The sequence below is a fragment of the Salipaludibacillus keqinensis genome, from assembly GCF_003226325.1.
Classification (GTDB): domain Bacteria; phylum Bacillota; class Bacilli; order Bacillales; family Salisediminibacteriaceae; genus Salipaludibacillus; species Salipaludibacillus keqinensis.
Window position 1 is genome coordinate 323212 of the sequence record NZ_PDOD01000003.1, and the last position, 22996, is coordinate 346207.

Sequence of the window (22996 nt, forward strand, 5' to 3'; positions counted from 1 at the left end):
ACCGCTTATTTTTGCAGAAGGTGTTCTTCCAAGGCCATTATTATGGTATAAAAAGAGGAGAAATATTTAATTTTTCCGGGAGGGACATCATGGAAACTGTAGTCATCGGTAGTTTAATCTCGTTTGCCATTCTATTACTTATCATATCTTTTTTCAAGAAAGATAAAAGCAAGGAAGTAGACAAGAAAATTGAGAACTTTTCAATCACATTAATGACAGAAATGAATCAAATAAATAAGAAAGTAGATATGTTAGAGGGCGAAGTCTTCTTAAATGAAAAAGAAAGAGCCTTTGCAGAAGCTCTTTTCAGAGAGCGTGAAAAGAAGAAGAAAATCATGAATTTGTTTGAAAAAGGCTATAGTAATGATCAGATTGCTAGAGAAACAAATGAACCTGAAGACGATATCGAAGCAATTATTACCCTCGAAATGGCAGAAAGAGAGGTTCTGTCCTGATGACGAAATCAAGTTTACGAAGTATGGCAGCGGGAATTCTCCTTGCTACATTCGCGTTAGCCCCTATTCTTCTCTTTATTGAGGAGGATGGTGAAGCGGTAAGTCAATCTCCACAGTCATCTGAATCAAGTGAACTGACTGACGAAGAAGTGGATGCTTTTATAGAAGAAAGAGGATATACGATGATAGAATCTGAAGAGTATGAGGAACTTCAGCGAAACCTTAACAGGCTTGAGGCACATGAGGATGAGCTGATGGCTTTTAGAGAAGAAGCAGAGGAAGCTGAAGAATCGGAGCCGAGTGAAGATTCGGAGGAAGAAGAGAGTTCCGAAGAGGACAGGATTTACCAACTTTATTTAGTTATAGGTTCGGGGATGAGCAGCGGTGAGATTGCGATCCTTCTTGAAGACGCACAAATCATCGAGGATGGAGCTGATTTCCGCCAGTATATTGAAGATAACGATTTAGTCATGGCTATTAAAGCAGGAAGATACATGCTAGACAGCAGCATGAGTGTATCGGAGATCGCAGAGGAAATCACGTAATTGCTTGGATGATTCGACAATAGACATGTATTAGCCCAGAAGAGATCATCTTCTGGGCTTCATGTTATTTATGGATGGGCGCTTTTAATATCTCATTCAGTTCTTCTGCCGGCATGGGTTTGTAAAAGTAATACCCCTGTGCTTCGTCACAGCCATGCCTTTTTAAAAAGTCTAGTTGCTCCTTTGTTTCCACACCTTCTGCAATCACCTCGATATCTAAATGGTGAGCCATCGAAATGATTGTGATAACGATATCTTGTGTGCTTTTGTCGATGAAGATATCTCTAACAAAGGATTGATCAATTTTAAGCTGGGTGAGGGCAAATTTTTTCAAATAATAAAGAGAGCTGTATCCAGTTCCGAAATCATCGATGCTTATATTTACATTCATCTGACGAAACTGTTGAATAATTTCTTGAGCGTACTCCACATCAATCGTCATCGATTCGGTAATTTCTAAAACCAGTTTCCTCCAATCTGAAAAATTATAGGGTACAAGCACTCTGTTTTCTTTTTAGTGAACATCCTACGAAATATTCAGTACCTAACTAGGTAATTAGTTCCCCTGATTATACTATAAAAATGGATTTCATTACAGAAAATTCTTTTTTTTATTGTCGAATATTGACTATTTGATGCGCTATAGGCAACAAAAAGAATGCCACAACCTCCAAATTAAACAGACAAAAACCCCAGCTGGAAATTAATCCAACTGGGGCTCTCTACCTCCACGTACTACATAATTTTGCACACATTATTGGTAAATTCAACGGGATCTTCTAACGGAAGACCTTCAATTAACAACGCCTGATTATACAATAAGTTTGTGTATAAGTGAAGCTTGTCTTTGTCGCCATCATAAGCTTGCTTTAATGATTGGAAAACATCGTGGTTCTGGTTGATTTCCAATACTTTATCTGCTTTTACGCCTTGGTTTTCAGGCATGGACTGAAGAATTTTCTCCATCTCAATCGTCACTTCACCTTCAGTGGTTAAGCAAACTGGGTGAGATTTCAATCGTTTAGACATGCGAACGTCTTTGATTTTATCACCGAGGATGGATTTCATTTCCTCAAATAGTTCTTTGTTTTCGTCCGCCGCTTTCTCATCTTCTTCGTTCTTGTCATCATCTGTATCCAAGCCCAGGTCACCGCTGGAAACATTTTTGAATTCTTTTTCTTTGTATTCACGAAGCATCTTAATAGCGAATTCATCCACATCTTCAGTAAAGTAGAGGATTTCATAGCCTTTATCTGACACCATCTCCGTTTGTGGGAGCTTTTCGATCCGATCATATGATTCTCCAGTTGCATAGTAGACGTACTTTTGATCTTCTGGCATTCTCGATACATATTCATCAAGCGTAACCAACTTTTTCTCTTTAGAAGAGTAGAACATGAGTAAGTCTTGGAGGTCGTCCTTATTGCTGCCGAAGTCTGTGTAGACGCCGTACTTTAGCTGTCGCCCGAACGATTCATAGAACTTCACGTACTTTTCGCGATCTTCTTTTAATAGAGATTGAAGCTGTGATTTAATCTTAGACTTAATATTTTTAGCAATCATCTTCAGCTGACGATCATGTTGAAGAATTTCTCTTGAAATATTTAATGATAAGTCCTCAGAATCAACCATCCCTTTGACAAAACTAAAGTAGTCAGGGAGCAAGTCAGCGCACTTATCCATGATTAATACGCCGCTGGAATAAAGCTCAAGACCCTTTTCGAATTCCTTCGAATAGTAATCAAATGGCATCGTTTCCGGGATAAACAAGATTGCGTTATAACGAATCGTGCCGTCAACGTTAATATGAACATGTTTTAACGGCTTATCGAAGCCATAGCGTTTCTCGTTGTAGAAGTTCTCGTAGTCTTCGTCCGTCAATTCCGATTTATTTTTTCGCCAAATTGGGACCATGCTGTTGACTGTTTGTTCTTCTAGTACTTCTTCCGTTTCGTTATCTTCGCCGTCTTCTTTTGGCTTATGAACTGTGACATCCATTTTGATTGGGTAACGGATGAAGTCGGAGTATTTCTTCACAATTGATTTCAACTCGTACTCTTGTAAAAAGTCATCGTAATTTTCATCTTCAGAGTTTTCTTTCAACTGAATGATAATCTTCGTTCCTGTAGAGTCTTTTTCTGCAGGCTCGATCGTGTACCCATCTGTTCCGTTGGACTCCCACTTGTATGCTTCGTCAGAACCGAAAGCTTTACTGAAAACAGTAACCGAATCAGCTACCATGAATGCTGAATAAAACCCTACACCGAATTGGCCGATAATATCGTGACCATCTTTGACGTCATTTTCTTTCTTGAAAGCGAGTGAGCCACTTTCAGCAATCGTCCCTAAATTTTTCTCTAATTCATCCTGGGTCATACCGATCCCGGTGTCTTCAATGGTTAGCGTTCGTTGTTCTTTGTCCGTACTAACTTTAATGAAAAAGTTGTCTTGATCGAAATTCACGGAATCATCCGTCAGAGCTTTATAATACATTTTGTCAATCGCATCACTAGCATTGGAAATCAACTCGCGGAGAAAGATTTCCTTTTGTGAATAGATGGAGTTCACCATCATTTCCAAGAGACGCTTCGATTCTGCTTTAAATTCCTTTTTAGCCATCGTTCACTACCCCTTTATGTAAAGATTTATTTGTCCTTTTAGCACTCGGTACAGGAGAGTGCTAATTCAATTTTTATTTTACTTATTTTGTGGTCAATGTCAACGGGGAAGGTGGGGAATTTTTCAAAAAGGGAGGGGGTGTGAAGTAAATCATGGAATGACGTACCGTATAAACCTATGGATAAGAGAAAAAATGGAGCCCAACGGAAATCTAACCGTTCTCTATTTCGAAGCGCGGATCCGTACAACCGTCTGTTCGTCGCTGGTCTTCATGTTTTCAATAGAAGACGTGCACTTCGGACAACGCTTTGCACGCGAAGGAATATCGGAGAAACAAAAAGGACACGTTTTAATTTTCGTCGATTCAATAGAGGCTTTTCTTAACTTCACCATCTGGATGATAACCAAATAAGAAGCAAAAGCAATAATAACAAAATGAATGATTGTCTCAATAAAGCTCCCGTAATTAATCGTCAGGGCACCGGCAGCTTCCGCTTCAGCCAGCGTCTGGTAATGGCCACCTGATAGATTAATGTATAGATTGGCAAAGTCGACGTGGCCTAATAAAAGACCGAGGGGAGGCATGAGGACATCTGAAACGAAAGAAGTCACAATGCTTCCGAACGCAGCACCGATAATCAGTCCGATTCCTAAGTCAACGACGGTACCTCTAATAGCAAATTCTTTGAAACCTTGAAAGAAACTCATACGTCTTGCCCCTCTCATAATTGTAATCTCATCATAGTCTATGAGGTTGTCCAGAGGAAATATGACTTTTTAGGGATGAGGGGGGCAGGTGAAGGGGTGAAAATGAAAACAGCAGAGAACGGATCCTTCTCTGCTGATCTTAATATTAATCCATAACGATTGGCTTTTTGTTCATTGTGCTGAATGAAGAATCTTGTACGGTTAATTGTGTGTCTTTTTGAGTCGTGTCAGATGCTCCAACGACTCCTGTTCCTGCAGTTAACATAGCTACAAAGACTAAAGCAGTAAGTAATTTTTTCATACGAATTCACCTCCCTTAGTTAGTCATTTTCTATGATAGATAAAAAAGTATCGACTACGTCTGGATGATATTTTATACCGCGGAGTTGTTTAATTTCTGCTAGGGCGCTTTCCTTAGAGCGCCCTTTCTGGTAAACACGATCACTCGTAATAGCATCGAAAGAATCAACCAACCCGACAATGGCGGATTCGAGGCTCATTTGTTCTTTCTCGAGGCCTTTTGGATATCCACTGCCATCATAGCGCTCGTGATGTTGTTCAACGATTTCTGCAGCTAAAATTAAATGAGGGATGTTCGTTTTCTTTAATATGTCAGCCCCGAAACGAGTGTGATCTTTCATCACCGTCCATTCGTCACTGGTGAGCTTTCCTGGTTTAAGTAAAATGGATTCAGGCACTTTTGTTTTACCGATATCATGGAGAAGAGCCCCAAAGTGAAGCTTTTGTAATGCTTCTGAGTTGAGTCCCATTTTTTCTCCGACAAGCATGGAAAGATCTTTAATTCTTTCGCAATGATCAGCGGTGTAACCGTCTTTTTTCTCAATATTAACAGCAAGTAATTCCAATTCTCTTGTTTCGTTAAAATAATGGTGAAAGATAGGCTTAGATGAGACATACAAAAAAGTTGAATCACTTAGTGCTGTGAATACAAGATGCTCACTAACGGGTTGGGCAGCAACATGGTCACCTGGCTCAAGTTGATGATCTCCTTTGGTCGTATGCATGGTTAATTTACCGGACAAAATGTAGACTGCTTCTAAAGTATCGGTTGTATCTTCATCAGGACTCATTCCCCATCTAGCGCCAGTTTTTAATTCATGATGAATAATTTCAGTACCATCATAAGAACTCATTAAAGAAGTGGTGGATTTTTTCGTCGCAACAGATTCTATAGACTCACCGTTTTTAAGAATAAGCAAGGAAGGTTTAGTAGGTTGTTTAGAACTCACGGATGGGCCTCCTGACTGGAAAAGATTTCATTTTCCTTTATGTATAATTATAAGGGGCTATTGTGGTTTATGTCGAACAAAAACAGACAAAGATTCAGCGAAGGAAAAAAGATAGTACTATTCTTGTTCATAATAATCAGACTATAGTTGTGTTTACTGGTAGACACATAGGTAAGTGAAAACAAAATATGGTATAATTATGGGAATTGTTGTTTAATTTGAAGAGAGGGAGGCTTTCCAGTGAACAATCGATATGAAGAGTTTATTGCTGTAACGGGAAAGCCCTTACCGAAACCTTATCGCAAACTTGAAAAAACTGCCCGGATTCTTGAAATAGTTATGCTATTACTCATCGTACCTACGTTTTTATTTTTAGTGATTCATCCAAACTACTCGTTACTTGATTTTCCTGTGGTGATTAGTTGGATCATACTGCTGATCGGATTTACTGCTTCGTGGAACTGGAGCTTCCATTTAGGGTGGAACCAACGATTGGATGGCAGGATGCGGTATGTGTTGGAAGAGGACGGATTAACGATTTACTTTCATAAAAAGCAGTTAAGACACGTTCCTTATGACCACATGAAAAGCGTCGGATCATTGGAAACGCCATTAACGAAATTAAAACAAGTGCAGTTATTTGGCAGAAAGTATTTCGTCACGCCAGGAATGGGATCAGGTACGTGTAACGAATACCCGACAATCCTCATTTATTCCACAACCATTGATGAAGGTACACTCATCCATGCTAACTTCGAAACAATTCTTCTCTCGCCTGAGCAAGAGGAACAGTTTCAAGAAGCGTTGAAAAGAAAGATCCATGGAGAAACAACAGATCAACATCATTCTATTTAGTCATCAACGTATCAACGTATAAACAAGCCGTTCTTCCTTGGAAGAACGGCTTGTTATTTGACTAATACCTCCGTGCTCCTTCGTAACTTGCCTCGTATGGTTCCGAGTCAAAAAGGTTGTATTCAAGGTGTCTGGTCGTCACACCGGAAGAGGCGCTAGCCATCATGAATTGGTCGTGACCAATATATAAGGCGGGTAGTAAACTATTAGATCCTTGGAAAAAGAGGACGTCTCCTGGTAGTAAGGAACTGGTGTCTACAGGTTCTCCTTTGTTCCACAATTCTCTAGCTGTGCCCGTTAACTGAAGGCCTTCATTTTGTTCAAATACATGTGTAACAAATCCAGACGTATTAAATCCTTCCTCAGGATTAGATCCCCCTGACTCAAAAGGTACATTTAAGTGCTTTGCAGCCTCTTGCACAATCGGATACTCTCCGTTCAAGCTCATCTCATCAAATCGCTTCGCACCGGTGAAAGCATCATTCCAATAATCATTTAAATAAGAGATTTGCGTCATTTCTTCTGTGCGACTGGCGTGGATCATGAAGTTGTTCCCGACATAAATTCCGGCATGGGTTACCTCACCTTCTTCTCTGTCACTCACCTCAACATCCACATCGGAGAAATAAAGAACGTCCCCTGGCTGGAGATTTTCTTCATTAATTTCTTCACCTAGATTAAATTGATCAGTCGTCACTCTTGGTAAATAAACATCTTGATGTTCTCTAAAAGCCTCTTGAATAAAAAACGAGCAATCAAAAGCTTCTAGAGAGTTACCGCCAAATTCATATGGTGTCCCTAAGTAATTCATCGATTCTCTCACAACTGGATGATCATGATCTTTATAAGTACTTGGATGTAACGACTCCATTTCATCTTCAGTTAATCTTTTGGCACCAATATAGTTGCTCGCCCAAAAGTCGTCGTTTTCAAGGTGAAGAGTTTCGATTCCGCCACTTTGCGTAGCTGTCATAAACTGACTATCGCCGATATAAATCCCTGACATGATTGTATCGCTTTCGAAAAAAACGACGTCGCCTTCTTGGAGATAGGATTTCCCCACCTCTTCCCCTATTTCGTACTGATGACCGGCAATTCGCGGCATGCGAATTCCCGTTGCCTCTTCATAGACGTATTGCACAAATCCAGACGAGTTAAAGCCATCTTCAGGATCCTTGCCCCCAAGTTGATAGTCTGCCCCTTCCAAACTCACAGCTTCCTCAACAAACTCTTCGACCGTAAAGTCCAGATTCGTTTCCAAGATTCCTTGACTCTTAGGCTCGATATCTTCCTCTGAACTGGATGTTTGTGATGTACTGCTAGATTCATCCAGCGTACCGTTCGTGTTCCACCATAGAAGAAAAGTAGTGATCGTGATTGTCATTAGAATGATGACGATGAATGGACCTTTTCTTTTTTTAAGAATACTCATATTGTCCCCCTACTTATATCGTCCTTTCTGCATAGTATAGTGGTGCAATTATAGGAAGTAAATGGTTACGATTCAGTTCAATGGGATTTGACTTCTGTTATAATTGAACGAAGTACATAATGTATGGTTAGGATAAAAAGCCACGAAAACAGCCAGTTTTATATCTTCAATGCTAAAAAACTTACCATCAAAGGAGACGATCAGATGAGTTTGCCTAAAGTAGACGAAACGATTGAACTAATCAAGAAGCTAGTGGAGATTCCAAGTCCTTCAGGAAATACGAATGAAGTGATTTCTTTTGTTGAGGGATATTTAACTGATTTAGAAGTGGAAACGAAGCGAAATCGCAAAGGGGGACTGATTGCCACACTCCCAGGGGAAGATCAATCCAATCATCGCATGCTTACCGCCCATGTAGACACATTAGGAGCCATGGTTAAAGAGATCAAACCTAGCGGACGCTTAAAACTGGATTTGATTGGTGGCTATAAATACAATGCCATAGAAGGAGAGTATTGTGAGATCGAGACTGCTTCCGGTAAGAAATTTAGCGGAACAATCCTTATGCATCAAACGTCCGTTCATGTTTATAAAGATGCAGGGAAAGCTGAGCGAAACCAAGCAAATATGGAAGTGAGGGTTGATGAGAAAGTCTCATCCCCAGAACAAGTGAGAGAACTAGGCATTGAAGTGGGGGACTTCGTTTCTTTAGACCCACGTGTCCAAGTATTGGACAATGGTTTCATTAAGTCCCGACATTTGGATGACAAAGCAAGCGTAGGGATTTTACTTCAATTAATCCGAAGTGTGAAAAAGGGTCAAGTGGCATTACCTTACACCACTCACTTTCTTATCTCCAATAACGAGGAAATCGGTTACGGGGGAAACTCCAACATTACGCCTGAAACGGTCGAGTATCTCGCTGTCGACATGGGCGCCATGGGAGACGGGCAAACGACGGATGAATATACAGCCTCAATTTGCGTTAAGGATGCTAGTGGCCCCTATCATTATGGTCTCAGAAAAAATTTAGTAAGACTAGCAGAAGAGAATAACATCGGTTATAAATTAGATATTTATCCGTATTACGGTTCAGATGCTTCGGCCGCTATACGTGCCGGTAACGATATTGTTCATGGACTCGTTGGACCTGGGATCGATTCATCTCACGCTTATGAACGGACTCACAAAGATTCGATCGAAGAAACAACGAAATTACTGTGGTATTATATTCAAGCTGATTTAGTTTAACGAGATAAAAAGAGTCTTCTCCATAAGTTGTGCTTATGGAGAAGACTCTTTTAAGCTTCTAGAATCTATAAGCGGGAGAAAAGAAGAGGGGCAGTCACTCTTCTCTAGCTACCGTACCTAGTCTATTCCTAAATCACTCAAAAAACGGATACGCTCTTCTTTCTTTTTGCACAGAAACCCATTTTTCAGTCGTGAATTTATTCAATACCCATTCTCCGCCAAATCGACCGAGACCGGAATCTTTTTCGCCTCCGAAAGCCATATGTGCTTCGTCATTTACCGGCTGGTCATTGATATGAATCATGCCTGTTTCAATCTTTTGAGCTGTTTCCACTCCGTGATGCAGATCTTTCGTGTGGATGGCGCCACTTAAGCCATAAGGGAGTTGATTGGCTAATTTAATGGCCTCTTCTTCGCTTTCGAAAGAGATAATCGGTGCTACCGGTCCAAAAATTTCGTTTTTAGCAATGGGCATGTCATTGGTAACGTGAGTTAAAATCACAGGATGAAGCAAGTTTCCTTCGACTTTTCCTCCTAGCACTTCTTCCGCGCCTTGATTGACAGAGTCATCCAAATCTTTTTGAATTCTATCCACCTGGGAGCGGTTAATAAGAGGTCCAATCGCTGTTTTCTCATCTGATGGGTCTCCTGTTTGAAGAGACTCAACTTTCTTTTTGAAAAGGTCGACGAATTCATCGTGAATCTGATTATGGACGAGAATTCTGTTAATACTCATACAAATTTGTCCTTGATGCATGAATTTCCCGAAAGCGGCTGATTCCGCTGCCGCCTCAAGATCTGCATCCTCTAGAACAATCAGCACATTGTTTCCTCCAAGCTCTAAGGCTGTTTCTTTGATCTGCTCTCCTGCTTGCTTAGCAATATGACGGCCCACTTCGGTCGAACCTGTAAATGAAATGACTTTGGCGACAGAGTGTTGAACGAAGGCATCACCGATTTCCGAACCTCTGCCAGCGATCACATTTAATACACCATCAGGGGCACCGGCTTCTGCAAAAATATCTGCGATCAGTGTGCCAGACGTGACAATCGTCTCAGAAGCCGGCTTTAAAACGACCGTGTTTCCCGTAGCAATGGCTGGAGCGACGGAACGCATGGATAAATGAAACGGGAAATTCCAAGGTCCAATGACGCCTACGACCCCTTTAGGGTTCATGTACACGCGATTCTCTTTGCCGGGGATATCTGAATCCATGATTTTTCCTTTAACTCGGTAAGGGAATGATGCCGATTCTTTGACGATTCTGTGAGCGACAGAGAATTCCAAGTTGGCCTTTGTCATTGTACTACCAGCTTCCTTCACGAGCCAGTCGATAATTTCATCTTTTCTCTTTACCATGACTTGTGCTACCGACTCCAATAGCTGTTGCTTTTCTCCAGGAGCCGTGGTGGACCATTTCTTCTGAGCTTGCTGGGCTGATGTATAAGCTTCATTTAAATCTTGCTCTGAAGCGGATTTCATTTCAAAAATAATATCTTCATTGAATGGATCCTTGTTTGTAAGTGATTTTTCGCTATGGCCTTCGATCCATTTTCCATTAATATATTGTTTAGCATAATCTTTTGTCATTGTGTTTCCCTCCATTAAGGTTTAGTGAGCAAGTTAAGTTGCATATTCAACAAGATTCCCTAGTGAGGGCTCGTATTAAACCTTACGGAGGGATAAGAATGAGAAAGGGGCCCAATATGCAATAGGTGGGTCCCTTTCAGGTCTTGGTATCTAAATATAAACTACCTTTTTATCATTCCTGCATTCACCAATTTTATAAACTCATTAGCTGACACAGGTTTGCTAAATAAATATCCCTGAATAAGTGGACAACCTTTTTCTTTTAAAAATTCTAGCTGCTCTTTTGTCTCGACGCCTTCTGCCAAAATCGATATGCCTAACTCTTGCGCTGTGGGGAATAATCATTTAACTGCTGAGTTCGACAAAGTTCTTTTAACACCGTTTCACGGGTCCAATGCATCCAAATGATCTTTGCTTCTTAGTATACTTATCCACTATTAAGTTTAAAATTGTTTTATTAGTAGATTTGGTAGTAGGGGAAGTGGTGATGCTTTTATCCATTTTATAAAATAAAGTTTGTTCGTTCTTAATATACAAGTCTAATTCAGGTTGAATAAACCTCTTGACCCCTGGGGATACATAAGAATTCTGCTGCAAGACAGCTAATCGAATAGCTTCCTCATACTTTGTTTTTTCGTAATCAAATACGACCCCAGTCCCTTGAGATAGAAGTTCTGTTAGTCCTTTTAAGCAAATGGGACCTCTCATGACAAAAATGACAGGAGATTGAATTAAGGGAAGGATGTTCATCTCTTTCATTTCATCTACCTTCGTCACAGGGTAAGAACTAAGATATATGTAGTGGAACGATGGAACTTTAGCAATATTTTTCAAATAATGACGCATGAGCCCGCTCATAATCATAGCCTCCTTAGGTTTCATTCAAGAGAATAGGTCTAAATACCTTTCAAAGTTAAATTTTTGGATGTATCACCTACTATACTACTTTAAAAAGGTGATAATTACTAATAATTAAGTATATATTATCTAGGTCTTTTATATTTAATTGAAATTGTTTTTAGGTATTTAATCCTTGATTATTGACGCTCGGAATCAGACGTGTGGTCTCAGCGTTGTATTAGTTGTGCACAGTACTGTAATTGTTACGCTTGCCCTCGGGTTTGTGGCACTCAGCACGAGATTTGTTGTCCCTCGATCCTGACATGAGGGACTCAGCATTGTACCAAGGACATGATAAGTGGCACTTAACTCCACTACATTCTGTCTATTTTATAACGGGTTTGACATTCCATATTTCAAGGGAATGAAACCACGTGTGAGGGAGGAAGGGTAAGATAAAGTGAGGACCTTTGGTGATCCGATCATTTAATCATTTTGAGCAATGAACGCTCCTTTTTTCCAGGTCACCCAGCGATATCGACAATGGACGAGGAATAACTTATAAATCCTTCACCGTTGACAAAATAGTTTGAAAAAATTGATTATCACTGATCTTTTTTGGTATGATAAAGTACAATGTTAATATTGGCTTATGTATATTATGAGTGGGACAGGTTATGTCGACATGGACACAAGTTGTCCCACTTATGATCTCCATCATATTCTTTAGGTGGACAAGGCCAAGAAGTTTCTTAATTAGGAGGTTGATGGAATGATTGAAACAAAAGATCCAAATGCACAATTACGAAACGATGTAAAAAAACTAGGAAATATTTTAGGGGAAGTCCTAATTCACCACGGTGGAGAGGATCTATTTAACAAGGTGGAAGAAATTCGTGAGAAAACGAAAGGATTACGCTTTGATTTTCAAGAGGACTCCTACAAGGAATTAAAAGAAAAGATAAGTCAGTTAGAATCGCCCCAGCGACAAGACGTGATCCGGGCCTTCTCGACTTACTTCCATCTAGTAAATATTGCGGAACAAAATCACCGAATTCGCAGGTCTCGTCAATACCGTCTGAAAGATGACGGAGAAATACAGCCTATATCAATTGAAAGTGCTGTGAAATCTGTGAAAGAGGATCAGCATTCTGATGAAACCGTTCAGCAGATTTTGGACGATTTGTCGATTGAACTCATTATGACTGCCCATCCGACAGAAGCTACGAAGCGAACCGTTCTTGAAATTCAAAAACGGATCTCTCAAATCCTGCAAGACTTAGACAGCCCTGTTTTAACGAAAAAAGAACGAAAAAATATGGAAGAGAGCTTAGTGAATGAAGTCACCGCTCTTTGGCAGACGAATGAGCTACGTCATCGAAAACCAACGGTTATTGACGAAGTGAAAAATGGTCTCTATTACTTTGATCAAACATTATTTGACGTCTTACCAGCAATTCACCAAGAGTTAGAAGAACAGTTAGATGACTATTATCCAGGTCATCAGTGGAAAGTACCGAACTTTCTCTTTTTTGGTTCTTGGATCGGGGGCGACCGTGATGGGAACCCGTTTGTAACGACCGATGTGACATGGGAAACCTTGAAATTACAACGCCAATTGGCCCTGAAGAAATACGATGAATCTCTCGTTGACCTCATGCGTCGATTCAGTCAATCTACCGACCGAGTTCATATTGATGAAGAACTTGTGAACTCTGTAGAGGAAGATGAAAAAGCATATTTGAAAAAAGCCGATATGTGGCCGATTAAATCGGAAGCTTATCGACGAAAGTTTGCAGTCATTCTTAAACGTTTAAGACAAGTTGGGAAATCTAAAACGGGCTACCAAGATTCACAAGAATTGTTAGATGACTTACTTATGATCAAACGCAGCTCAGAAAAGCACCAACAAGAAGGTCAGAAATTAAAAAAATTAGCCAAGATGATACGCCAAGTAGAATTGTTTGGTTTCCATTTAGCTACCCTAGATGTTCGTAACCATAGTGGTGAGCATGAGACTGCTATAGCAGAGATTCTTAAGGTTGTGAACATTGCAGAAGATTATAGTTCTTTATCCGAAAAGGAAAAGCTAGACGTGTTGAATCAGGTATTAAAGGATCCACGACCGTTAATGTTGTTAAATGAAGATTATTCCAAAGAAACACAAGAGATTTTCAATGTATTTAAGATGATCAAACAGGCTCATGATGAGTTTGGCGCGCGATCTATTGAAGTTTACTTGGTAAGTATGACGCAATCTTCCAGTGATTTACTTGAAGTTCTCGTTTTAGCAAAGGAAGCAGGAATTTATCGTCTCCACGCTGACGGGAAAGTGGAGAGCGGTCTTCATGTTGCTCCATTATTGGAGACGGTCGATGATTTAATCGCCGGTCCTGAAATTATGAAAACATTATTTGACATGGACATTTATCGTCACCATATTCGTGAGCGAGGCAACCATCAAGAAATTATGCTCGGATATTCTGACGGCAGTAAAGATGGCGGGACATTAACAGCGAACTGGAAGCTATTTAAAGCACAGCAGGAAATTCATGATATGGCTCGAGAGTTTGATATCGGTTTGAAATTCTTCCATGGCCGTGGAGGTTCCCTTGGTCGCGGTGGCGGTCCGTTGAATCGCAGTATTCTCTCACAGCCAGCTGAAACATTAGGTGATGGAGTGAAAATCACGGAGCAAGGAGAAGTATTATCTTCAAGATACTTATTAGGTGATATTGCTTTCCGTAACTTGGAGCAAGCAGCTTCAGCCTTACTCGCTGCTTCATCCAAAGTCCACAGTAAGTCGGTAAAAGTAACCGGGCTTAAAGATAAATGGGAAGATGCAATGGAAGAAATTTCAGAGCATTCATTGAAAAAGTATCAATCTCTCGTATTTGGTGATGACGATTTCTTAACTTACTTTAAAGAGACGACACCACTAAATGAACTTCGAGAATTGAACATTGGCTCTCGTCCGATGAGTCGTAAAAACAGTGAAGCATTTGAAGACTTACGTGCGATTCCTTGGGTGTTTGCTTGGACCCAATGTCGGCAAAATCTTCCTGCGTGGTATGCAGCGGGAACAGGTCTTGCAGCATATGCCTCTAAAGGGGAAGAGCATCTAGAAGTCTTGCAGGAAATGTATGAAGTGTGGCCTTTCTTTGAGTCAACGATCAATAATCTGCAAATGGCATTAATGAAAGCTGACCTTCAAACAGCAAAAGAGTATGTGGATTTGGTGAAGAATAAAGAAATCGGGGAAAGAATTTTTGGTGATATTTCTGAAGAGTACGAGCGAACGAAAAAAGTGTTGCTGCAAATTTCCAAAAGTGATGAATTGTTGGAGCATACGCCGAATATTCAAGAATCCGTTCACCGTCGCAATCCTTACGTAGATCCACTCAACTACTTGCAAGTAGATCTTATTCAGAAAATGCGTCAATCCAATGACAAAAAATCTGAAGAATTATTAACAGAAGTATTATTAACAATCAGCGGTGTTGCGGCAGGTCTTGTTAACACAGGTTGATAAAAATTATACAGCACAATAACGGAAAGGCTCGTTTCTTCTAATTTAGGAGAGGCGGGCCTTTTAGTTAGGTTACACTGAAAAATGTATAAAAGTGTTATAGGACTTTTCTATTTTTAAGTCGATATGCCTAAAAGTATATGAAAGTAGTGTTATCTAAGGATATTAACGGACATCCTCTTCGAACGCTTGTCTCATTAATTGGCAGAAAATTCAATCTTTTTATAGTTGTTATATGATGAAGACAATTCAAAAAGGGGGTATGACTTATGGTCAAAAGGCTGTCAGTATTCATGGGAATCTTGCTTGTGTCACTTTTCGTGTTCAGTTCCGTCGCTCAAAGCCAAGGCAATCCTCTGCAGGAAATGAGTAATCCTTCACGTGTTATGGCAGGTAATTCAGTCACTGCATTCATGTCGGTTTCAAATATAGAGAGAGAAGAAAAAGTCGTGATGTCATCCTCAACAGAATCAATTACCCGATACTCCGATGAATATGCTTATTTTTTTGGGAATGGAAAAGGGCCTGCCCCTTCCAAGTTATTAGCCTCTAGCCAGCAGGCTCAACCTTATTCTAACTATCATTCAGATCCGTCTTTACCTGGGTTCGATCAAATTTTAATCTATCTATTAAAAGATCTAAGTATTGTTGGGGTCATCATTCTCTTTTTAATTATAAGAATGATGTATACAAGTTGGGGGAGTGTTCACACAAGGAATCAATCGAAATAAAATATCCATTCTATGGTAAAATATACACTAACAAATAGATTGGCCCAATCTCCCTATAAATAGAGTTTGGGCCAGTCGGTCTATCAATTTGCTCGTCAACTTCTAATGTTGATTTGGCAAGTCTCTGAGGGCAAATTGTTCTGCGCTGACAGAGGTTGCTCCACCTATAAGAACAGCTACGATACCAAGTACAATGAGGTATTTCTTCATTTTTAACACCTCCTTTTTGTTTATGTAAATTCTTTTGTTTGTTCGTAGGCAACGATCTATATTCAGCCGTTTCCATCTTGAACTTTTGAGGGGGAGAAGAGATGAAACATTGGCTAATTGGTGAAAATATCAAGATGTTAAGAGAACAAGCCCACATGTCTCAAGCCGAGTTAGCAGAGGGAATCTGTACCCAGGCTCAAATAAGTCGAATTGAAAAAGGGGAAGTGATTCCATTAAGTAGTACATTGTACGAAATATCTAGAAAACTAGAAATAGATATGGATGAATTCTTCAATATGGCTCATGATCAGAGATTTGATTATATTGTCACAGTGAAAACGGAAATTCGAAAAGCGATTCGAAATAAAGACTATCAATCTGTTTATGACATGGTAAAGTGCGAACAAAAGAATGCTATATTTTCCTCGCGTGAGCATCAACAATTCCTAATATGGCATGAAGGAATCGCCAGCTATTACTTGAATCAAGGATTCCAGCATTCCATTGATTTATTAATGAAGGCTCTCCACATGAACCAAGGGGATACCTCTAAAGCTCGATACTCTTGTACAGAAATAGAGATTATGAATAGTATAGGTATTGTTTATAATGAAGAAGGCGAGTTCAAGCTGTCTGTTCAATATTATGAACTTGCATTGGAAGAAATGCATAAAATTCAAAAGAATATGGATTTAACGAAAATTAGAGTTTACTATGGCCTTTCTAAATCCTTGTCAAGGCTAAACAATCACCGACAATCACTCGTATTTGCTAGAAAAGGAATTGATCTGTGTATTAAAATAGAAACGCTCTACTTACTAGGGGATCTACATTTTCAAGCGGGGATGAATTGTTTTTACTTGAGACACTTCAAACGCTCTAAGGTTCATTTGAATAAGTCTTTATTAATCTTTGAAGTCATGGAAAACAGAGAGTACGTTGAGATCATTAGCGGCAATATAAGAGAATTATTTCCTGAATAAAGAGGTGCTTGATTCTTTCATAACGAGAATTTAGTGTTTATGTCCATATAATGGGATGTAAGCACTATTTTTTCCGTTTTAATTGTAAATCTTTTGCTTTCAAAGTAGTTAATAAAGGAATATAATCATAGTATTAAGAAGATTCAGTTTTTCAGTTCAGCTAAACGTAGCCTTGTTACAGAATGAGAAAGAAGCTACGTTTGCGGAAAAGGAGGACCGTCTCAAGGAGGTGGTACGAGTGCTCTGTAAAACGTTGATGTGGGATCTATGAATGGACCAATAAGACGCAGTCACAGGCATACCTTATACAACGTGTACGATTAACAGAACCGTAACAAATAAAAATAGATTAAAGGGGGGCAATCGTATGGTTGAAAACTTAACACCGATCATTGTTACGTTTGTTGTTTATTTAATCGGGATGATGGCTTTAGGTGTCATCGCCTACAAAATGACGACGAATCTATCTGATTATGTTTTAGGAGGCAGAAGACTAGGGGCAGGGGTTGCAGCGTTATCAGCTGGTGCGTCTGATATGAGCAGTTGGTTGTTGTTGGGCTTACCAGGTGCCTTGTATGCCAGTGGACTGGTGGAAGCATGGATTGCAATCGGATTGGCCATCGGGGCCATCATTAACTGGCAGTTTGTGGCAGGACGGTTGCGTTCATACACAGAAATAGCTAATGATTCGATAACGTTACCTGATTTCTTTGAAAATCGATTCCATGACAAATCAAAGTCTTTACGTGTTGTATCTGCACTTTTAATTTTATGTTTTTTCACTTTTTACACATCGGCTGGACTTGTCGGTGGAGCCGTTTTATTTGAAAGTACGTTTGGGTTAGACCAACAAACGGCTCTGTGGGTAGGAGCTATTGTCATTATTGGTTATACATTTTTAGGCGGATTCCTAGCTGTTAGCTGGACGGATTTTGTTCAAGGAATTCTGATGTTTTTAGCTCTAGTCATTATTCCAGTGGTAGCGCTTATGGATCTCGGAGGAATCGGGCCTGCGTTTGATCAAATTCGAACGATTGATCCTGGAAATCTCAACCTTATGGGTGGAGTAGGCTTCATTGGAATCATCTCATTATTAGGTTGGGGCCTCGGGTATTTCGGTCAACCTCATATTATCGTCCGATTTATGGCCGTGCGGTCTATGAAGGAGTTACCGAAAGCGAAGGCGATCGGGATTTCGTGGGTCGTGTTATCCATGTTTGGTGCTGTCATGACCGGTTTAGTCGGGATCGCTTACTTTGCTGACCAGCCTCTTGATAATCCAGAAACGGTTTTCTTAGCTTTTACACAAGTGTTGTTTCATCCTGTGGTAGCGGGTGTATTATTGGCCGCTGTACTAGCTGCGATTATGAGTACCATTGATTCTCAACTTCTCGTTTCCTCTTCAGCTCTGGCGGAAGACTTTTACAAAGGAATGATTCGAAAAAACGCTCAACAGAAAGAGTTAGTCATGGTTGGACGTTTTGGAGTATTATTCATTGCAGTGATTGCTTTACTATTGGCGCAAAACCCTGATAGTACCGTACTTGAACTTGTTAGTTATGCCTGGGCTGGTTTAGGCGCGACATTTGGTCCACTCGTTCTATTCTCCTTGTTCTGGAAACGGATGACGAGAAACGGTGCCCTTGCTGGGATGCTCTCGGGGGGGTTGACGGTCATCCTATGGATTTTCATAAAAACAGATACAGGATTCTTTTCCTTATATGAACTAGTTGTAGGTTTCATCGTATCGTCGATCATGATTGTCCTATTCAGTTATCTTGGTGCACCTCCAACGAAAGAAATGGAAGCTGACTTTGACAAAGCACGTGCGATGGACCGAGGGGAAGTATAAGGTATCTCACAAATAGAATGTGATTAGTTGAATCAAGAGGCCGTGCCTTTCGTGGGTAGGGTCTCTTTCCATTGTAGTTGAATGTGTTTATTAGAGTTCAGAAACATAGCCTTTTATGCGAGGGGAATGTGGAATGACAAAGAGAAATACATAGTTGTATAGACCTGAAGCCTTTTTTTCTGTAAGATAATAATAGCAATAAACCCATGATTTACCTTTATTTGAAGGGGGATTGAGCGGTGGTTTGATAGAATTTGTGCATCTCCTCACCTGTATGAAGAAACAGATGTCTAATCATAACTCTCTTAAACTTGGTTACTGATAGCTGTTTAGAGCTTCACCGCCTTCATTCGTCTCTTAAATGTAGGTGATCAACAATCTATAAGCACATTTGTGATATTCTTACATTTGCTATCATATTTTCTTATATTAGATATAACAACAGAGAATGACTTATTTACTGGAGGATCCATGTATGGAGTATTCAGAACGGCAACCGAGAGAGATATTAATATTTGCGCTACTTATAGCGATTCTGTTAATCCTTACTCTGTTATATCAATCCCGTCATATGATATTAGGGGTAGAAACTTCAATAAATGAAGAGTCGGAGACCTATGTCTCTATTCTTACTTCTGATAAAATATCCGATCAAAGTTGGGGAAGCTTTGCATACAGAGGTCAAATGAAAATCGAGGAGCATTACCCCGTGCATACTTCGTTGCATAGTGAATTAACTTCCGAAGCCTCAATCACAGAAACGGCCATCGATGTTATAGACGAAGGTGCTGAGTTACTCATAGGCCATGGACGGGAGTTTTCCGACTCGTTTACGAACCTGGCAGAAGAATATTCATCTGTGATGTTTGTCACAATCCACGGTGAATCGACTCACGAAAATCAGGCCGTGTATACGTTTGATCATAGTGCGATGGAATTCTTTGCGGCTCTCGCTGCATCATTAAAGTCTGATACTGAAAAAATTGGTGTGATAGAGCCAATAAGCGACGATGGCTATGCGGAATTCTTTAAAGGAATAAACTATTATAACTCGCAAGCTACGATCTATCGAAAAACTGCACAAAGTCGAGATGATGGGTCTGAAGCTGCTCATATGGCGAAAGAAATGATTGAGCAAGGTGTAGACGTCATTTACACTAAAGGCAATGCTTATAATCAGAACGTTATTGAACATGCCAAAAAAGAAGATATCTATGTGATCGGCTTTATGGATGATCAATCGTATATGGCGTCTGAACATGTGCTCACAAGTGTCGTTAATGATATTCCTCAACTATACGTCATGATTTTAAAAGACTATTTTAGTGAGGATGGCATCAGCTCTGGAAAACATGTGTTGACGGAGAGTGACGAAGTATATCTTCTTGCTCCTTTAGGTCCCATGTTTACAGAAGAAGAGAAAGAATTTATTGAATCTGAAATGGAAAAGTATCGTCTCGGAGAGCTGTCATTTTAACTACAACGAGAGAAAGGAGGAGGCAGATGAAAAAAATGTTAAGAAATATGACTTTTAGAAGCAAAATTTTATCTGTCCTCCTATTAACGACTGCGCTTCTTAGCAGTTTTTCATTTGTATTCATCCAATCGATGAATGAAATGAACCAAGTGAGTGATGATTTAACGAACAGAAATATACCGGAGTTCGTCTGGCTGTCTCATTGGGAGGAGACGTTACATGTGAAGGAACACATGGTGGAAACAGCGCTCATATCTGAGTTTTGTTGTGATTTTATTGATAGGTATGAGGTCTATCAAAGAGATGCAGATGAAGAGTTAATCGAAGAGTATGGACAGGTTCCCCGAGCATTGGAGCACCTTAAACGGGAGATGGATTTACTGGATTTTCTCATCATCAATGAAGTAAGCGGATTGATTTCATTTGGCAGTGAAGACGCAGCTGCGAGTGTCATACAAGAACAATATCTTACCCAGATGAGCGAATTACATCAGGATGTACATGCGGAGAAGGACGCCGTCTTAACGTCGTTAAAAGGTCACTCAGACCGCTTTTCTTACATTATTGAAGATTCGTTATGGCTCTTGTTACTGTTAACCTCTTTAGCGATTATCCTATCCATTCTTGCTGCCTACATCATTAGCAAAGACTTAACTCGCCCCGTGGAAAAAATCGAGAGGAAGTTAGGGAAAATTGCTAAAGGTCAATATGGGCTGACCCTAGAGGAGGCAAATCAAGTAGAATTAAAGTCGTTAACGAAGTCGATTAACGCCATGTCTGTAAGATTGAAAGAGTCGTTCGAGACGATTATGGATGATAAAGTGTACCGCGAACAAATATTAAATTCCTTACCTATAGGCATTGTCACCTCTGATGAGAAAACAGGAGATCTCGTCTTAAATGATGCAGCGAAGCAATTGTTAGGGAGTCAGCCAGAACATATATGGTCGCTCGTGGGAAGAAAGAATTATCCAATCAATAAAGATTTTTGGTTGGCTTTCTCATCAAAAGAGATCTTTCAAAATGTGAAACTGTCGTATCAATCATCAGAAGGACAAAGGTTTTTGCTCGTCTCTCAATCTCAATTAGTTAATCGAAACAGAGAAATCATCGGAAAAGTCTTTTACTACATAGATATAACTGAAACAGAAGAACTAGAAAAGAAAATGCAACAAAATGAGAAGTTGGCCTATGTGGGCGAATTATCTGCTGGAGCAGCTCATGAAATACGTAATCCTTTAGCGGTCATTGACGGATTTCTTTCCTTGATGAATCAATCATTATCATCCGGGGAACGAGAACAATACCGTGTCCCTCTTCTGTTAAAGGAACTGGAGCGAATCAATTCAATTATAGAGGAAATGTTGATGCTGACAAAACCGAGTGCACCAAATATGAAGAAAGTCTACCTAGAAGATATTCTTCAGGACATCTTACCTTTAATAAAACAGTCGGCGGGGAACGAAGAGATCCAGTTTCATATTCAATTGCAACCCTCCCCTCTCTATATAGACCCAGCTCAAATGAAACAAGTGCTGCACAACTTAGTTCGAAATAGCGTAGAAGCTATGGACGGAAGCGGGGAAATTTCAATTACTTCTGAAATCCTTGACAACAAGTATCAAATCTTTCTTCAAGATACCGGACCTGGAATTCCCGAGAATATAAAAAGAGAGATATTCGATCCATTCTTAACATCAAAAGATAGTGGTACCGGCTTAGGGTTAACGATTGCCCAACGAATCCTCAACAATCATGAGGGTAAACTGGAGTTGCTTTCATCTTCTGAAAGTGGTACGTGCTTTCTCCTTGAGCTCCCCTTCTCTGAGGGACAATGAACGAGGTGAGGGGGAAGTTTGTCTATAATATACCAGGAGAATTAGAGCGTATAGAGCTAAAATTCGTGCATATAGTGAGATAGTTGCTACATAGAACAGATTTCCACACTTTCTACTGTTTTCTTCAATCAAATATAAATAAGCATGAGACTGAACTCATGCTTATTTATATTTATTTTATTGATTGTTTACCCTGGAAATAAAATTTGATTGTTTGTTATGACATCTTGATAGGAGGAAGCTCACTGCTCAATTTCACTAAAGGCACAAGTGCGACATCTGCTTCACTCTCCTCAGCCTGCACCTTCACAATACTAACTACATTTAAAACAATGGGGGAATGTGCTGGGAAATTCAACTGTATTATTTAATAGTACTAACGGTTTTAACAATTTAAGTGACAGGTGAAATGATAGAGAAGAATAGTTAAAAAGTAGATGTATAAGATTTATCTCTCAATGCAAAATCGTTGGGTACTCTCTTTCAGTTATTTTCACTTATTACATAAACTAGGTAAAATTATGTGACTATTCAATTTCTCCCTTTAAAAAGGCAAATAATAAGTCTATTCTCATCATTTTTTTTTTCATAATGTACTTATCTACAAAGAAAAGAAACAAATGGTGTGTGAATGAACTGATTTTCATTGATTAATCAACAGGAGAAGGAGTGCGGGAAGCCTTACAGAAAAGGGAATAAGACCTTGTTTTATTATTCATGTTAACGAATCGAACGGGATAAGATAGTGTACCTTAATTTCCCATAAAATAACGTCTTTATACTAGATTTGATTTTTTAAATATAGTCTTGATCTATAGAGTGAGGATTGA

General features: G+C 39.7%; 18 protein-coding genes and 1 pseudogene. 10 read left to right on the forward strand and 9 right to left on the reverse strand.

The features are described from left to right. Nucleotides 1–89 precede the first annotated feature (89 nt). The gene (locus CR194_RS13750) at nucleotides 90–455 is read left to right on the forward strand and encodes a hypothetical protein (RefSeq protein WP_110610256.1); all 366 of its coding nucleotides are present in this window, start codon (nucleotides 90–92) and stop codon (nucleotides 453–455) included. Next, on the forward strand, nucleotides 455–1000 hold the full coding sequence (locus CR194_RS13755) for a hypothetical protein (protein WP_110610257.1): 546 nt from the start codon (nucleotides 455–457) through the stop codon (nucleotides 998–1000). Before CR194_RS13750 ends, CR194_RS13755 begins: the two co-directional genes overlap by 1 nt. Before the next feature lie 64 nt (nucleotides 1001–1064). Here CR194_RS13755 and CR194_RS13760 read toward each other — a convergent pair whose 3' ends face one another. The 5 genes from CR194_RS13760 to CR194_RS13775 all read right to left on the reverse strand — a co-directional run bounded on the left by CR194_RS13760 (nucleotide 1065) and on the right by CR194_RS13775 (nucleotide 5577). Then, nucleotides 1065–1502 carry an EAL domain-containing protein gene (locus CR194_RS13760; RefSeq protein ID WP_269845721.1) on the reverse strand — a complete coding sequence of 146 codons (438 nt, stop codon included), beginning with the start codon at nucleotides 1500–1502 and terminating at the stop codon, nucleotides 1065–1067. Between the two features lie 233 nt (nucleotides 1503–1735). Then, nucleotides 1736–3619: a molecular chaperone HtpG gene (gene htpG / locus CR194_RS13765; RefSeq protein ID WP_110610259.1), complete on the reverse strand. Its 1884-nt coding sequence runs from the start codon at nucleotides 3617–3619 to the stop codon at nucleotides 1736–1738. Nucleotides 3620–3841: 222 nt separating this feature from the next. Then, on the reverse strand, nucleotides 3842–4327 hold the full coding sequence (mscL, locus tag CR194_RS13770) for a large conductance mechanosensitive channel protein MscL (RefSeq protein WP_110610260.1): 486 nt from the start codon (nucleotides 4325–4327) through the stop codon (nucleotides 3842–3844). A gap of 145 nt (nucleotides 4328–4472) precedes the next feature. Continuing rightward, a complete protein-coding gene (locus CR194_RS20305) occupies nucleotides 4473–4628 on the reverse strand; it encodes a hypothetical protein (RefSeq protein ID WP_158282273.1) in 156 nt (51 codons plus the stop codon). Between the two features lie 19 nt (nucleotides 4629–4647). Then, nucleotides 4648–5577 carry an HD domain-containing phosphohydrolase gene (locus tag CR194_RS13775; protein WP_233254370.1) on the reverse strand — a complete coding sequence of 310 codons (930 nt, stop codon included), beginning with the start codon at nucleotides 5575–5577 and terminating at the stop codon, nucleotides 4648–4650. A 240-nt stretch (nucleotides 5578–5817) separates the two neighbouring features. On the opposite strand from CR194_RS13775, the gene CR194_RS13780 reads away from it, so the two are divergent. Further along, nucleotides 5818–6432, forward strand: a complete 615-nt coding sequence (locus CR194_RS13780; protein WP_110610261.1) for a PH domain-containing protein — start codon at nucleotides 5818–5820, stop codon at nucleotides 6430–6432. Nucleotides 6433–6493: 61 nt separating this feature from the next. On the opposite strand, the gene CR194_RS13785 is transcribed toward CR194_RS13780, so the two are convergent. Further along, complete coding sequence (locus tag CR194_RS13785) at nucleotides 6494–7864, reverse strand: C40 family peptidase (RefSeq protein WP_110610262.1); 1371 nt, start codon at nucleotides 7862–7864, stop codon at nucleotides 6494–6496. Nucleotides 7865–8068: 204 nt separating this feature from the next. On the opposite strand from CR194_RS13785, the gene CR194_RS13790 reads away from it, so the two are divergent. Then, the gene (locus CR194_RS13790) at nucleotides 8069–9115 is read left to right on the forward strand and encodes a M42 family metallopeptidase (protein WP_110610263.1); all 1047 of its coding nucleotides are present in this window, start codon (nucleotides 8069–8071) and stop codon (nucleotides 9113–9115) included. 133 nt (nucleotides 9116–9248) lie between these two features. Here CR194_RS13790 and CR194_RS13795 read toward each other — a convergent pair whose 3' ends face one another. The 3 genes and pseudogenes from CR194_RS13795 to CR194_RS13805 form a co-directional block, all read right to left on the reverse strand. Then, nucleotides 9249–10706, reverse strand: a complete 1458-nt coding sequence (locus tag CR194_RS13795) for an aldehyde dehydrogenase family protein (RefSeq protein ID WP_110610264.1) — start codon at nucleotides 10704–10706, stop codon at nucleotides 9249–9251. A gap of 161 nt (nucleotides 10707–10867) precedes the next feature. Then, a pseudogene (locus CR194_RS20740) lies at nucleotides 10868–11026 on the reverse strand (EAL domain-containing protein); the annotation flags it as partial. Between the two features lie 52 nt (nucleotides 11027–11078). After that, nucleotides 11079–11564, reverse strand: a complete 486-nt coding sequence (locus tag CR194_RS13805) for a hypothetical protein (protein ID WP_110610266.1) — start codon at nucleotides 11562–11564, stop codon at nucleotides 11079–11081. 754 nt (nucleotides 11565–12318) lie between these two features. Here CR194_RS13805 and ppc point away from each other — a divergent pair. From ppc to CR194_RS13835, 6 genes are all read left to right on the forward strand, one after another. Next, the gene (gene ppc / locus CR194_RS13810) at nucleotides 12319–15075 is read left to right on the forward strand and encodes a phosphoenolpyruvate carboxylase (protein ID WP_110610267.1); all 2757 of its coding nucleotides are present in this window, start codon (nucleotides 12319–12321) and stop codon (nucleotides 15073–15075) included. 269 nt (nucleotides 15076–15344) lie between these two features. After that, nucleotides 15345–15806 (forward strand): hypothetical protein, encoded by a 462-nt coding sequence (locus CR194_RS13815; RefSeq protein ID WP_110610268.1) that lies wholly within the window; start codon nucleotides 15345–15347, stop codon nucleotides 15804–15806. Nucleotides 15807–16117: 311 nt separating this feature from the next. After that, entirely contained in the window at nucleotides 16118–16999 is an 882-nt protein-coding gene (locus CR194_RS13820; protein ID WP_110610269.1) for a helix-turn-helix domain-containing protein, read from the forward strand. Nucleotides 17000–17366: 367 nt separating this feature from the next. Beyond that, a complete protein-coding gene (gene putP / locus CR194_RS13825; RefSeq protein WP_110610270.1) occupies nucleotides 17367–18851 on the forward strand; it encodes a sodium/proline symporter PutP in 1485 nt (494 codons plus the stop codon). A 475-nt stretch (nucleotides 18852–19326) separates the two neighbouring features. Further along, nucleotides 19327–20328, forward strand: coding sequence for a BMP family ABC transporter substrate-binding protein (locus CR194_RS13830; RefSeq protein WP_158282274.1), 1002 nt, complete (start codon nucleotides 19327–19329; stop codon nucleotides 20326–20328). 26 nt (nucleotides 20329–20354) lie between these two features. After that, entirely contained in the window at nucleotides 20355–22166 is a 1812-nt protein-coding gene (locus tag CR194_RS13835; RefSeq protein WP_233254371.1) for a sensor histidine kinase, read from the forward strand. The last annotated feature ends 830 nt before the right edge of the window (nucleotides 22167–22996 follow it).